Below are 13,167 nucleotides of genomic sequence, written 5' to 3' on the forward strand. Positions count from 1 at the left end.
CCCCTGTGGGAGCGAGCAAGTTCGTTCCCACAGGGGTTGGCTGTTGTCTCAGAGTTCGAGGTGGCCCCATCCCGGCTTCGGCGCTGGCGGGGCGACGGCCTTCACCGTCTTCCCTGTCGCCTGTTCCACCCGCCGCGCCACTTCCGGGTCATCGGCGAACGGCATCAGGCTGGCGTCATCGAGGCTTTGCGCCGAGTGACTTCTCAGGCAGTACTCGACGCCCAGCCACAGGCTCGCCGCTGCCAGAATATTCAGTGCGATTTCAATCATCAGGCGATCTGCGCCTCCCGTTCAGCCATGGCCACGTCGCCCACCCGTACCGTGCGCCACACGTTGTACGCCATCAGCAACATACCGCTAAGGAAGAACACGCCACCGGCAAAGCGCACCACAAATCCGGGATGACTGGCCTGCAAGGCTTCGACGAAGGAGTAGGTGAGGGTGCCGTCGTCGTTGATCGCCCGCCACATCAGGCCCTGGGTGATGCCGTTGACCCACATCGAGGCGATGTACAGCACCGTGCCAATGGTCGCCAGCCAGAAATGCAGGTTGATCAGCGGCGTGCTGTGCATCTGCTCGCGACCGAATACCTTCGGCACCATGTGATAAGTCGCGCCGAAGGTGATCATCGCCACCCAGCCGAGGGCGCCGGCGTGCACGTGGCCGATGGTCCAGTCGGTGTAGTGGGACAGGGCATTGACGGTCTTGATCGCCATCATCGGCCCCTCGAAGGTCGACATGCCGTAGAACGCCAGGGACAGCACCAGAAAGCGCAGGATCGGATCGGTGCGCAACTTATGCCAAGCGCCCGACAGCGTCATCATGCCGTTGATCATGCCGCCCCAGCTCGGCGCCAGAAGAATCAGCGACATCGCCATGCCCAGCGACTGCGCCCAGTCCGGTAGAGCGGTGTAGTGCAAGTGGTGCGGGCCGGCCCAGATGTACAGGGTGATCAGCGCCCAGAAATGCACGATGGACAGGCGATAGGAATACACCGGACGCCCCACCTGTTTGGGCACGAAGTAATACATCATCCCGAGGAAACCGGTGGTCAGGAAGAAACCCACTGCATTGTGCCCGTACCACCACTGCACCATGGCATCGGTGGCCCCGGAATACACCGGATAGGACTTGAACCAGCCCACCGGGATCGACAGGTGATTGACCACGTGCAGCATCGCGATCACCACGATGAACGCACCGAAGAACCAGTTGCCGACGTAGATGTGTTTGGTCTTGCGCTGCACCACCGTGGTGAAGAACACGATGGCGTAAGCGACCCAGACCACGGTCATCCACACCGCGCCGGAGAACTCGATTTCGGCGTATTCCTTGGTGGTGGTGTAACCCAGCGGCAGGCTGATCAACATGATCACAATCACCGATTGCCAGCCCCAGAAGGTGAACGCGGCGAGTGTGTCCGAGAACAGCCGTACCTGGCAGGTCCGCTGTACGGCGTAGTAGCTGGCCGCGAATTGCGCGCTGCCGGCAAAGCCGAATATCACCAGGCTGGTGTGCAACGGGCGTAAACGACCGAAGGTGGTCCACGGCAGATCCAGGTTCATCTGCGGCCACACCAGTTGCGAGGCGATCCATACGCCCATCGCCATCCCCACGACGCCCCAGATCACCGTCGCCACGACGAATTGGCGCACGACCTTGTAGTTATAGGCTTGCCCGACAGTTGTTGTGCTCATGCTCAATGCTTCCACGGTTGCAATGCCGTGCACTGTAGAAACCGTGGCGCAAACAAAACAGGCTCAGGAAAAGTTCATTAGTGCGGATCAGATTGAAATTGACCCAGTCCCGGTTGATCCACCTCTGATACGGCTTTTAAACCAATATCTGAATCTGTAATGAAAATCAGCGCCGGCCCATAGTGCTGCCTCCTGTAGGAGCGAGCCTGCTCGCGATGGGCGTCAACGATGACGCGGGCTGTCTGGATGCCCCCGTTGCCTGTTCGTTTTTCGCGAGCAGGCTCGCTCCTACAGGGTTTTGTGCCAAATCCTGATGAGGTAGCCACATGTATCAGTACGACGACTATGACCGGGCGCTGGTGTTCGAACGGGTGGCGCAGTTTCGCGATCAGGTCGAACGCTTCATTGCGGGGGAACTGAGCGAGGAAGAGTTCCTGCCGCTGCGCCTGCAGAACGGCCTGTACATGCAGAAACACGCTTACATGCTGCGCGTGGCCATCCCATACGGCACGCTGAGCGCCCGGCAGATGCGCACGCTGGCGAGCATCGCCCGCGACTACGATCGTGGTTACGGCCACTTCACCACGCGGCAGAACATGCAGTTCAACTGGATCGAACTGGCCGAAGTGCCGGACATCCTCGAACGCCTGGCCCGGGTGGAAATGCACGCGATCCAGACGTCCGGCAACTGCGTGCGCAACATCACCACCGAAGCTTTTGCCGGGGTCGCGGCCGACGAAATGATCGACCCGCGCCCGCTGGCGGAAATCCTGCGGCAGTGGTCGACCATCAACCCGGAATTCCTGTTCCTGCCACGCAAGTTCAAGATCGCCATCTGCTCGGCCGAGCAGGATCGGGCGGCGATCATGATGCATGACATCGGCCTCTATCTTTACCCTGGCAGCGATGGGCAAATGCTCCTACGGGTCATCGTCGGCGGGGGCTTGGGACGTACGCCGATCCTCGGCTTGCAGATCCGCGAAGGCTTGCCGTGGCAGCATTTGCTGTCCTACGTCGAGGCGGTGTTGCGGGTGTATAACCGCCATGGCCGGCGGGACAACAAGTACAAGGCGCGGATCAAGATTCTGGTCAAGGCCCTGGGTATCGAGGCGTTCGCCCGCGAAGTCGAGGAGGAATGGGAGTACCTCAGGGACGGTCCGGCACAGCTGACCGAAGATGAATATGAGCGCGTGGCCAGTGCCTTCGTCGCGCCGCCGTACCGCGAACTGGCGGGCACCAGCCTTGATTTCGGCACGCACCTGAGCGAGCACCCGGCGTTCGCGCGTTGGGTGCAGCGCAATGTGCAGGCGCACAAGGTGCCGGGGTACGCCAGCGTGGTGCTGTCGACCAAACCCGGCAATGCCGCGCCGCCGGGCGATGTCACCAGCGAACAGATGGAGGCGGTGGCCGAATGGGCCGAGCGCTTCGGGTTCGCCGAGATCCGTATTGCCCACGAACAGAACATCGTCCTGCCGGACGTGCCCAAGGCCGATCTGTTCGCGCTCTGGCGCCTGGCGTGCGAACACAACCTGGGCAGTGCCAACGTCGGCTTGTTGACCGACATCATCGCCTGTCCCGGTGGCGATTTCTGCGCACTGGCCAACGCCAAGTCGATCCCCATCGCCCAAGCCATCCAGGCGCGTTTCGACGACCTCGACTACCTGCACGACCTCGGTGATATCAGCCTCAATATCTCGGGCTGCATGAACGCCTGCGGGCACCATCACATCGGTAATATCGGCATCCTGGGGGTCGATAAGAACGGCAGCGAGTGGTACCAGATCACCCTCGGCGGCGCCCAGGGCAAAAACAGTGCGCTGGGCAAGGTCATCGGGCCATCCTTCAGCGCTGCCGAAGTGCCCGCGGTGATCGAGCAGATCATCGACACCTTCGTGCGTTATCGCGAGAGCGAGGAAGTGTTCGTCGATACCTTTCAGCGCATCGGCCTGGAACCCTTCAAAGAGGCGGTTTATCCGAAAGTGCTGGAGGTGTCGGCATGAACAATCTGTTGCGTCTGCAAGAGGGCGCGGCGCGGCTGATCGAGGACGATCCATGGACGCTGGTCCGGGACCTGCAGGCGCCATTGCCGGCGGGCAAGCTGATCCTGCCATTGGCCCGTTGGCTGGAAAACCCGCGGCAACACGCGCTGTGGCTGGGGCCAGACGATGACGTGGAGGGCCTCACGCCGTGGTTGCCTGAGTTGCCGCTGATCGCCGTGGACTTTCCGAATTTTCGCGATGGTCGCGGCTACAGCCAGGCGTACTTGCTGCGCACTCGATTGGGCTGGACGGGCGAGTTGCGTGCCATCGGTGACGTGCTTCGCGACCAGCTCAGCCACATGCGCCAATGCGGCTTCGACAGCTTTGCGGTGCGGGCGGATAAATCCGCCGAGGATGCATTGAAAGGATTGGCCGGCATGAGCGTGCTGTACGGACGCTCGGTGATAGAGCCGCGTCCGTTGTTTCGGCGGCGTTGATGCCAAACCTGTGGGCGCGGTCTGACATTCAACATCAGTGTTGTCTGAACTGGCCTCATCGCGAGCAAGCTCCCACAGGTTGATCATTGGCCGTGATTACTTGACCCGTTCAGCTTGCCCGCGAAGGGGCCTCTGGATCAGCCCCCAATCACTTCAACGCCGGATCGCCCATGTTCATTTTCTTCCAACCCTGCAACAGCACCTGCGCCTTGGGTCCATGGCCGCTATCCAGGTAGTACTGGATCAACGCCAAGCGCGCATTGCGGTTGGCCGGCTGCACGTTCAGCAGCCGTTCCAGTTCTGCGCACGCCTCATCGACTTTGCCGCTGTCGTGCAGTGCCACGGCCAGCACATAGCCAAACTGCGCACTCTGCGGTTCCAGTTGCGCGGCCTTGCGCAGGAACGGCATGGCCTGGGCGGACTGGCCGGCGCGCACCAGCGACAAACCCTGGGTATGTTGCAGCAGGGCGGCGTCCGGGTGCTCTTTCAGGCTCTGCGCCAAGAGCGCCTGTGCTTCCTGACGGCGGCCTTTGGCCTCCAGCCATTGCACCAGCGTCACCAGGGCCGGGTAGAAGCCCGGATCACGCTTGAGCGCTGTTCGCAGTAAGCCCTCGACCTCGTCACTGCGTCCGCTGGCCTGATACAGCATGGCCAGGTTGAGGTTGGATTCCGCACGCTCGGCGAGGCTCTTCTGCACGTTTTCGTACTCGGCGATGGCGGCCTCCCAACTGGCCAGGGCGTTGCCCAGACCGCTGTTTGCCACGCTGAGCAAGTCCCGGGCTGCGGCAATGCGCACGGCTTTCACCGGATCGCCGAGCAACGGCGACAGCAGTGCAGCGCGTTCCTCGGGCGGCAGGAGCGCACTGATGGCGTGGACCGCGCTTTCACGCACTTGCGGGGCTGGATGGCTCAGGTCATTGGTCGCCAGTTTCAACGTCTGCTTGCTTGGATACAGCGGCAACTCGGCGAGCAGGGTCGCCCGTTGAATCGCCGGCAAGTTGCTGCGTTGCAGTTGCTCGTAGAGTGCCTGCGCCGCGCCCGGCTGGCCGTTGCGAATCAGCCACAGGCTTTCGTCGTAGCGAGGGGGCTGGACGGGGCTGGCGTTGGCGGTGTTCCACAGCTTGAACTGCTCGGTGACCTTTTCACCCGCCTTGCCCTGGTGGCAGGTCAGGCAGGCGTCCGGTGTGCCGAGTCTTGCCGCACGCTCAGGGTTGGGAATGCTGAAGCTGTGGTCATGCCTGAAGTCGTTGCCCATGTAGAACTTGCCGGGCATGTGGCAATCCACGCACTGCGATCCCGGTTGGCCCATGGTGTGGCGGGTGTGTTCGATGGAGTCGTAGTTCTTCGCTTGCAGGCCCTTGCCATCGACGGTTTGCACCGCCGTCTTGCCGGCGCTGTTGTGACATTGCAGGCAGACACCGTTACCCGGCGCCTTGAGCTCGGTGCTGTGGGGGTTGTGGCAATTGCTGCAGCGCACTCCCTTGTCGAACATCTTGCTCTGGGCGAACGAACCGTGTTCGAACACTTCGTCCTTGATCTTGCCGTCCAAGGCATACAACTCGCGGGTCAGGGGGCTCGGCAGGTAGTCATCCATCAGGCGCTTGCCAACGGTATAACCGTCGTCCAAGGGCGCGCGGCGCGAGTGGCATCGGGCGCAGGTTTCGATTTCGACGGTGGCGTTCTTGTCCTTGAGATCGACGGCGAAACCGGCGTGGATCAAGTCGGTCTTCTTCGCGGTCCACTCCAGATGGTTCGAGGCCGGGCCGTGGCAAGCCTGGCAGCCGACCCCGAGGCTGTTCCACTGACTGTCGAAGGTGTTTTTCGCCGCATCGAAATTACGCTTGAAACCGGTGGTGTGGCACTCGATGCACATGAAGTTGGCGTTCTGGCTCGGTTTGCTCCAGTGCAGCGGGTCCTTGAAGGTCACGCCCTGGCCCGGATAGAGATGAAACCAGCGGTGCTTCTCGGTATCCCAGGCCACGCCCAGGGCTTGCAGTCGACCTTCGCCGACCTCGATCAAGTACTGCTGCAAGGGGGCAATGCCGAAGGTGTAGGCCACCTTGAAGTCGGCGTTCTTGCCATCGCTGCCGGGGGTGTTGACCCAAAAGCCGTCGTCCTTGCGCGAAAAGCGGGTGGTTTCGTTTTCCGCCTTGAAGGTGACGTTGTTGAAGTCGCCGAGCAGGGTGTCGGCATTGGCCGGTTGCATCGCCAATTGGTGATGGGAGCCTTGCCAGTCCTTGACCTGCGCACTGTGGCAGCCCTGGCATTGTTGCTCATCGACCATCTTGGCCGGCGCCAGGGCAACGGGTTGCGGTTGTGTTTTGGCCGGTTCAGCCGTGGCCTTGCTGACCGGTGCATAGGTCATGGGTACCGGATGGCTGCCGAACAGAAACCAGCCGATGCCCGCGACCGCCAGCAGCAAAACGCCGATGGTGACGGGAAACAGGTAGCGATTGATCAGGGGCGGTTGCGAATCAGGGGTTGCGGTTGCTGCATTATTTTTATGTTTCGGCATTGCGACTTCCCTGGTCCAGGTACGTTTGCCGTCAGGCGCACGTTCAGCTCGATGCAGCTTTGCCGGATGACCGGCGTCTGTCAAATGACGCTTGTGATCGGTTATGCAGCTTTGGCGCGCCCAGGTCGTAGGCAATGGAAAACTGCATAGGGTGCTGCTGGCAGGTGTTCATTCTTCGATGGGGCGGCATAGTCCATGTCTGACTATGCCTTGTTGAACACCTCAGCCGGGTTGATCTATTGCGTTTGCTCTGTTGTGGCGGCATCGAACGGGTAGATCCGACGCCATTCGGTAGCCATGTCGACCACCGTCCAGCCACGTTTGTTGGCTTCGTCAAGGGCCTTGTCCAGGCGGCCGATCTGCGACTCACGGTCATAGGCCCACTCGCGCTTGGCGTCGGTGTGATGCACCAGGCCCATGAAGCGTTTGCCCGGCCCGGCGGCGGTCCACTGCAACATCTGCAGGTCGCCGTCGGAGTTGCCGAACGCCAGAATCGGCCGCTTGCCGATGACCGCGTCGATGCTTTCCGGTTTGCCCGGGCCGTCGTCGTTATGGGCCAGTTTTGGCGTACGCAGGATCGACGCCTGGCCATCCTTGTATTGAAACGCGGTGACGAAGGTGGTGCCGATCACTTGCTCGGGCGGAATGCCATAGACTTTCTCGGCGAAGGCGCGCATGAAAGCGGTATCGCCACCAGAGACGATGTAGGTCTTGAAGTCTTCGCTACGCAGGTAGTCGAGCATTTCCAGCATCGGCTGGAAGATCATCTCGGTGTAGGGCTTGCCGGTTTTCGGATGGCGCGCCTGGCTGAGCCAGGTCTTGGCGTAGTCGTCGAAGGCCTCGGTGGTCATGCCGGTGTGGGTCGCACCGAAGATCTTCATCATGCCGTCCAGGCCGGTGGCCGCCAGCGCCTTGTGATCGTTTTCCAGCACCGCCTTGAACGGCTGGGTGGTTTTCCACTCCGGGTGTTGTGGCGCGGTGCGCTTGACCTCTTCGAGGGCAAACAGCAGCTCGAAGTACATCGGCTGCTCGCTCCACAAGGTGCCGTCGTTATCGAACACGGCAATGCGGTCCTCGGGTTTGACGAAGTCCTTGCTGCCTTGATCGGTCACCGCCTGCACGAACTCGATGATGTTCTTTTTCGCTGGGCCGTCGTTCCAGGAGGGCAGTGGTTCGGCGGCCTGAGCCAGCAGTGGCAGGCTTAAAGCCAAGGCTAATAGCAGCTTCAACCCGTGAAAGTGGCGGTGGCTGATCGGGTTCGTCATGGGCGTTCCTTCGAGTGAACCGGATTGAGTGTTTGCAGTCCGGGAACGGCAGCTCATTTGCTGCGTTCGGCCTGACTATGGAGCGTAGTCAAGGATTCCCTGCTTGGGGTGCGGAGCTTGATCGTTAGTCGCTCCAGGTGACTTGTATAGACAACGGGGTATTTGACGGCCGTTTCGACGTGAGTGTAGGGGCTGAATCGACGAAACCTGCCGTCTGCGTGAAGTCAAAAGGTGGGTTTCAAGGATCTGTGGTGAGAGGGCTTGCTCCCGTTAGGCGGCGGAGCGGCCCCCCAACGCGGTAGACGCGATTTATCGAGAAAAAGGTTCGACAATTCCGGAGGCGCCCGCGCCCCCGACAGGCAATCACCTCGTCACAAAGGGTCAGAGGTGATCAGCGCGGAACAAGATTATCCAGCACCCGGTTAACAGCCAGTTCTCTCAGTATGATCGACTGTTGAATACCCAGCAGCGTATTGCTCTGGGACCCCTTCAGATACCTCGCGAAGTCACTGGCAGTGCCGAGGGTTGGATTGGCGTCGTACCTGCGGGTTTATCCCGGCAGCCCGACCATCCCCGTCCTACCGCCAATCGAGACGTTTCCGGCTGTTGATGCAGCGGAGATTGGTGCGAGTATTTCCGGGTTTCCAGGGGACGGGAACTTACCTTCGCCCGGCTTGGTTTTTGTTGGCCCGCCGGTTGAACCGCTGGAGGTCGGCCCCTATAACGAACTTAGTGGTCGGAGCAGGGGAGATGGGTTGGATATTGATCATATTCCTTCGCGGAGGGCGTTGGAGGAGTACCTTTTAGAAAACTTTGCCGATATGACACCGCGTGAACGTCGGGGTTATGTAGAGCGAGCTCCAAGCATCGCGATACCTGCTGAGGTGCACAGAAAATACAGTGAAACCTATGGTGGGCGTAATACCACGCGGAAATGGTCTCAAGATGTATCTGATCTGAAGCAAGCAGTGAACCAGAATTTTGATGCAATCAAGCCAGGGTTACTTGACTCTGGACTCGACGAAGGCAACATCGAGATTGGGCGCGAGAGGTTACATGCTCTTCACAAACAACAGGGGGGTACTAATGGATGCGGTAAAAGTAATGGAGCTGATAGCAGGAGTTGGTCGAACGTATAAGTCGTTGCTGGCAAGCGGAATCATTCCTGCCAAATCTCTTGTTGAACTCTATCCTGGGTGCGATCGGCTGGATCTTGAGGTCGAAGATGGCGTAGAGCTGACGTTTTGGTATGAAACTAAAGTGTTGGATAGTTTATTTTTTACTTTGATGGAAACAATGCCTGCTACGGTGAAATATAAAGGCGACCTTCCTGCTCCCTACAGAATGGCCATGACCCAGTCCGATGTGCATGCGCTCTTCGGTCAACCAATGGAATCAAGAGGTCCAATCAAAATGCCAGAACCTATGGGCCAAACAGGTGGATGGGAATCCTATCTGCTGGATCCTGTTGTTTATCCAGGCAAGAAGGTCGTATTTCAATATACAGCGGCAATGGAAGTTAAAACTTTGGTCTTTGCATTGATCGATAAAGGTCATGATTAAAAATCTTGCTGTAACGGCTGAGCTTTGTGGGCGGTTTTTCAGGGTTGTAAATTGCGAGCTTGATAAGTATAAGTTCGCCAAAATATAACGTTGTTTTCCGTGTCCGGCTATTTCGATTCTGCCGCTAATCGAGATGATTGCGGCTGTTGATAAGGAGGAGAATGGTGTTGGTGTTTCAGGTTTGTGGTTTTTTGAGCGCGCTTCATTATCGGAAAGAAATTGAGTGCGAATTAAAGTCGAAACTCGCCATTTCGTAGAGGTAGCCCAGCGAAGCGGAGTTTTCGTAACGGAAAATTTGATTGTAATGATGTCAAGGCAGTACGTTGATTTTCATGGATAAGGAAATTAATCATGATTTTCAAAGAGAAATTCGAAGGCTACACAGAATCTGAATTTTTGGAGTTCTTGCGCGGCCTTTATGAGGAGCGAGACAACTTGTCTGCAGAAGCGTTTGATAATTTTATCGCAAAGGGTATTCAGCATTTCGAGTTAGTGACTGAACATCCAGATCGATCTGATGTGATTTTTTATCCTAAGGAAGGATGCGTGAGTACACCTGAGGATGTCCTAAGGGTTATTAAGGAATGGCGTGCCGCCAATAACAAACCCGGTTTCAAGTCTGATAACAACCTAAGGCGGATGCGCGAGGACCTTTGACCGTACCCACGATTCGCTGATCAAAGTGGCGGACGTAAAATGTTTTAACTTTATTATAATGTCGAAATTTCGATGGGTGGCGATGTTTATGGGGTTGATAATATTTCGGTTGTGACACCACAACGTCATATACAGCTATGCAGGGAAAGAAATGATCATGATCTTTAAACAGAGATTAGAAGATTACACCGAAGCGGAGTTTTTGGATTTTTTGCGAGGGTTCAGCATTTATCCGGACGGATTGCACGGTAAAGCGTTGGAGGCGTATTTGGACCGCCTACTCACACATTTTGAAAAAGTTACAGAGCACCCAGGTCGTTCAGACGTCATCTTCTACCCAAAGGAGGGTCAGGAAGACAGCCCCGAAGGCATCCTTAAGGAAGTCAAAGCATGGCGTGCCACCAATAATAAACCCGGCTTCAAGCCAGAATAACTCACACCTCTACGATGGCAACTGCTTGGAAGGCTGTTGCGGCCGACGCATTACTAAGTGAGCAATTTAATAAAGGTAACCTCGAAAGAATGCGAGCTGGTTCAGCTCCATACTCCACGAGGATTGATCAAATAGGAGGGCGGAAAACATTCGAGCTCCATCATCAAATTGAAATTTCAAAAGATGGCGCTGTTTATGATCTGGATAATTTATTGGTAATGACCCCGAAACATCATATTAAACTGCATAAAGGTAACCATAATGATCTTTGTTAAAGAAAAACTCGAGGATTACACAGAGGCGGAGTTTCTGACTTTTTTGGGCGAGTTTTTTCATCAGACAAGCAATTTAAAAGGGCGAGCGCTCGAGAAGTATCGAGACAGACTCTTAAGCCATTTTGAGTCAGTCACTGAACATCCAGACCGCTCGGATGTGATCTTTTACCCAAGAGAAGGCCTGGAAGACAGCCCCGAAGGCATCCTGAAAGAAGTCAAAGCATGGCGTGCCGTCAATAACAAACCCGGCTTCAAGCCAGAATAACTCGGCGGTGGCTGAATTTTCATGGCAGAACACCACTGGTGCTCCACTCGCCACCCAGTGCGCTCCTGTGCTGCATTTCGGTTTTTCCAGTCGTGCGGATGCCCAGATTTATGGCCTTTGCACGCCGTTGTCAGAACTGGTGCCTATCGAAGGTATAGATTGGCAAGCACTGGCACGGAACAGGGCGGAGATAGAGATCCCATTCAGGATGAGTTCCGCCGTCATTACCGCCACACCTGGCACCAAGCTACTGGGCATGCAGGGTGTCAGTTCCATGTCGCAGGTTTTCGTCACTGCGTCTTTGTCTGGACACTCAACTCCCAAAGTGCGGGTGAGGTCGGCATATCCAGGCCAGGGAGTGAGCGCGTACAGTTTTACTGCTGATGGCGTAGCGCCGGTTACGATTTCCTGGGCCGGCGAGATTTCTCTAGAAAACAACGAACATGGGAACTGGCAACAATCACGTTCGTTGCTGTTTGTTGAATCTCCACCTGTCCCGGTTCTGACCCCCTTGAGCAATAACGAAGGTGTTCATTTTGACGACTACATTGTGGTTTTCCCTACCGCGTCAGAGCTGGATCCTCTTTATGTCATGTTTAGAAACCGACATGAGTATCCCGTCTAGCAGGTGATCGCCGAACATTCGATCACGTCCATTGAGGCTGGAAATGCCTGGGACGTGATCGCACGAATCGTCGTTACCTGCTCAGGCACAAATATTCAGCTCTTCTTCTGCCCAAACGCCCGCGCTTCCTGCTCACGCAGTTCCGGCGTGAACTCTTCGCCGAAATCCTCCATCTCGAACACCTGGCGGATTTCGATCTCGGCTTCAGTGCCGGGCATCGGATTAGGGCAGCGCTTGACCCACTCGATGGCCTCTTCTTTGGATTTCACCTGCCACAGCCAGTAGCCGGCGATCAGTTCCTTGGTTTCGGCGAAGGGCCCGTCGATCACCGTGCGCTTGTCGCCCGAGAAGCGCACGCGTGCGCCTTTGCAGCTGGGGTGCAGGCCTTCGCCCGCGACGAGGATGCCGGCCTTGGCCAGTTCTTCGTTGTAATTGCCCATGGCGGTCAGCAATTCGTTTCTGGGCATGACGCCGGCTTCGGAGTCCTGACTGGCTTTGATGATGATCATGAATCGCATGGTTTCGATCTCCGCTGGTTTTGAGTGAGTCAATTTATAGTCGTACGGCGGAGGGCCAAATCGACACTGTTGCAAAATAAATCGCCTACGAACTCGATGCTCGTATTTCTTAATGAGTCCGGGGGCGGCTGGGGAGGGCGATTGCTTATTGGGGCGGGCAAGCCCCGCTCCCACAGGGTTTTGTGGTGATTGTGCAAGCGCCGGATTTCAGATTGCTCGACGACTGTTCACAAATTGTATCCAGAGTAGGTCGTCCGACAATTTCGTGGTTAACTTCGACCTCTTCAAATTTCTCTACCACAACGTTCAGAAGGACTCCGTTCATGGCTCAAGTCACACTTAAAGGCAACCCGGTTCAAGTCAACGGCCAACTGCCTCAAGCCGGTTCCAAGGCGCCAGCCTTTTCCCTGGTTGCCGGCAATCTGTCCGACGTCTCCCTGAAGGACTTCGCCGGCAAGCGCAAAGTGCTGAACATCTTCCCAAGCGTCGACACCCCGACTTGCGCCACGTCCGTGCGCAAGTTCAACGCCCAGGCCAATGACGTCGCCAACACCGTGGTGCTGTGCATCTCCGCTGACCTGCCGTTCGCCCAGGCCCGTTTCTGCGGCGCCGAAGGCCTGGAAAACGTGCAGAACCTGTCGACCCTGCGCGGTGCCGAGTTCATTCAGAATTATGGCGTTGCCATCGCTGACGGTCCGCTCAAAGGCCTGACTGCCCGTGCCGTGGTGGTGCTGGACGAGAACGACAACGTCCTGCACAGCGAACTGGTCAAGGAAATCGCTGAAGAACCGAACTACGAAGCGGCACTTGCTGTACTGAAATAAGCCTGCGTTTACATTTGTTAACGGCCTGGCCCTCCCCAGGCCGTTTTCATTTGT

15 protein-coding genes and 1 pseudogene are annotated in these 13,167 nt (G+C 57.2%); 10 read left to right on the top strand and 6 right to left on the bottom strand.

Going from position 1 to position 13,167, the window contains the following annotated elements; all coding sequences use genetic code 11:
* Nucleotides 1-48 precede the first annotated feature (48 nt).
* On the bottom strand, nt 49-270 hold the full coding sequence (locus tag BLV61_RS29205; RefSeq protein ID WP_047528444.1) for a hypothetical protein: 222 nt from the start codon (nt 268-270) through the stop codon (nt 49-51).
* A complete protein-coding gene (ccoN, locus tag BLV61_RS29210; RefSeq protein ID WP_090469332.1) occupies nt 270-1,697 on the bottom strand; it encodes a cytochrome-c oxidase, cbb3-type subunit I in 1,428 nt (475 codons plus the stop codon). Before ccoN ends, BLV61_RS29205 begins: the two co-directional genes overlap by 1 nt.
* 326 nt (nt 1,698-2,023) lie before the next feature.
* Between ccoN and BLV61_RS29220 the strand changes: the two genes are divergently transcribed.
* Together BLV61_RS29220 and BLV61_RS29225 are read left to right on the top strand one after the other, a co-directional pair.
* Nucleotides 2,024-3,697 carry a nitrite/sulfite reductase gene (locus BLV61_RS29220; protein WP_090469335.1) on the top strand — a complete coding sequence of 558 codons (1,674 nt, stop codon included), beginning with the start codon at nt 2,024-2,026 and terminating at the stop codon, nt 3,695-3,697.
* Nucleotides 3,694-4,173, top strand: coding sequence for a DUF934 domain-containing protein (locus tag BLV61_RS29225; protein WP_090469339.1), 480 nt, complete (start codon nt 3,694-3,696; stop codon nt 4,171-4,173). Before BLV61_RS29220 ends, BLV61_RS29225 begins: the two co-directional genes overlap by 4 nt.
* Nucleotides 4,174-4,321: 148 nt before the next feature.
* Here the strand turns inward: BLV61_RS29225 and BLV61_RS29230 are convergent, their stop codons facing one another.
* From BLV61_RS29230 to BLV61_RS32255, 3 genes and pseudogenes are all read right to left on the bottom strand, one after another.
* Nucleotides 4,322-6,688: a tetratricopeptide repeat protein gene (locus BLV61_RS29230; RefSeq protein ID WP_090469341.1), complete on the bottom strand. Its 2,367-nt coding sequence runs from the start codon at nt 6,686-6,688 to the stop codon at nt 4,322-4,324.
* 236 nt (nt 6,689-6,924) lie between these two features.
* Nucleotides 6,925-7,953: an HAD family hydrolase gene (locus BLV61_RS29235; protein ID WP_090469344.1), complete on the bottom strand. Its 1,029-nt coding sequence runs from the start codon at nt 7,951-7,953 to the stop codon at nt 6,925-6,927.
* Between the two features lie 391 nt (nt 7,954-8,344).
* Nucleotides 8,345-8,467: pseudogene (locus BLV61_RS32255) on the bottom strand (DUF6124 family protein); the annotation flags it as partial.
* Between the two features lie 572 nt (nt 8,468-9,039).
* On the opposite strand from BLV61_RS32255, the gene BLV61_RS29245 reads away from it, so the two are divergent.
* The 7 genes from BLV61_RS29245 to BLV61_RS29270 all read left to right on the top strand — a co-directional run bounded on the left by BLV61_RS29245 (nt 9,040) and on the right by BLV61_RS29270 (nt 11,771).
* A complete protein-coding gene (locus BLV61_RS29245; RefSeq protein ID WP_090469347.1) occupies nt 9,040-9,516 on the top strand; it encodes a DUF6392 family protein in 477 nt (158 codons plus the stop codon).
* Nucleotides 9,517-9,867: 351 nt separating this feature from the next.
* On the top strand, nt 9,868-10,173 hold the full coding sequence (locus tag BLV61_RS29250; protein WP_244159944.1) for a bacteriocin immunity protein: 306 nt from the start codon (nt 9,868-9,870) through the stop codon (nt 10,171-10,173).
* Nucleotides 10,174-10,239: 66 nt separating this feature from the next.
* Entirely contained in the window at nt 10,240-10,341 is a 102-nt protein-coding gene (locus BLV61_RS31960) for a hypothetical protein (protein ID WP_341865097.1), read from the top strand.
* Nucleotides 10,331-10,606, top strand: a complete 276-nt coding sequence (locus BLV61_RS29255; RefSeq protein ID WP_090470042.1) for a bacteriocin immunity protein — start codon at nt 10,331-10,333, stop codon at nt 10,604-10,606. Before BLV61_RS31960 ends, BLV61_RS29255 begins: the two co-directional genes overlap by 11 nt.
* Nucleotides 10,607-10,620: 14 nt before the next feature.
* Nucleotides 10,621-10,881: an HNH endonuclease signature motif containing protein gene (locus BLV61_RS31965; RefSeq protein ID WP_341865094.1), complete on the top strand. Its 261-nt coding sequence runs from the start codon at nt 10,621-10,623 to the stop codon at nt 10,879-10,881.
* The gene (locus BLV61_RS29265) at nt 10,868-11,146 is read left to right on the top strand and encodes a bacteriocin immunity protein (protein ID WP_090469353.1); all 279 of its coding nucleotides are present in this window, start codon (nt 10,868-10,870) and stop codon (nt 11,144-11,146) included. Before BLV61_RS31965 ends, BLV61_RS29265 begins: the two co-directional genes overlap by 14 nt.
* 7 nt (nt 11,147-11,153) lie before the next feature.
* Nucleotides 11,154-11,771, top strand: coding sequence for an S-type pyocin domain-containing protein (locus BLV61_RS29270; protein WP_167361819.1), 618 nt, complete (start codon nt 11,154-11,156; stop codon nt 11,769-11,771).
* A gap of 95 nt (nt 11,772-11,866) precedes the next feature.
* Here BLV61_RS29270 and BLV61_RS29275 read toward each other — a convergent pair whose 3' ends face one another.
* The gene (locus BLV61_RS29275; RefSeq protein ID WP_090469358.1) at nt 11,867-12,289 is read right to left on the bottom strand and encodes a YciI family protein; all 423 of its coding nucleotides are present in this window, start codon (nt 12,287-12,289) and stop codon (nt 11,867-11,869) included.
* Between the two features lie 323 nt (nt 12,290-12,612).
* On the opposite strand from BLV61_RS29275, the gene tpx reads away from it, so the two are divergent.
* Nucleotides 12,613-13,113 (top strand): thiol peroxidase, encoded by a 501-nt coding sequence (tpx, locus tag BLV61_RS29280; protein WP_090469360.1) that lies wholly within the window; start codon nt 12,613-12,615, stop codon nt 13,111-13,113.
* The last annotated feature ends 54 nt before the right edge of the window (nt 13,114-13,167 follow it).

The organism is Pseudomonas mohnii (assembly GCF_900105115.1).
GTDB classification, from domain to species: Bacteria; Pseudomonadota; Gammaproteobacteria; order Pseudomonadales; family Pseudomonadaceae; genus Aquipseudomonas; species Aquipseudomonas mohnii.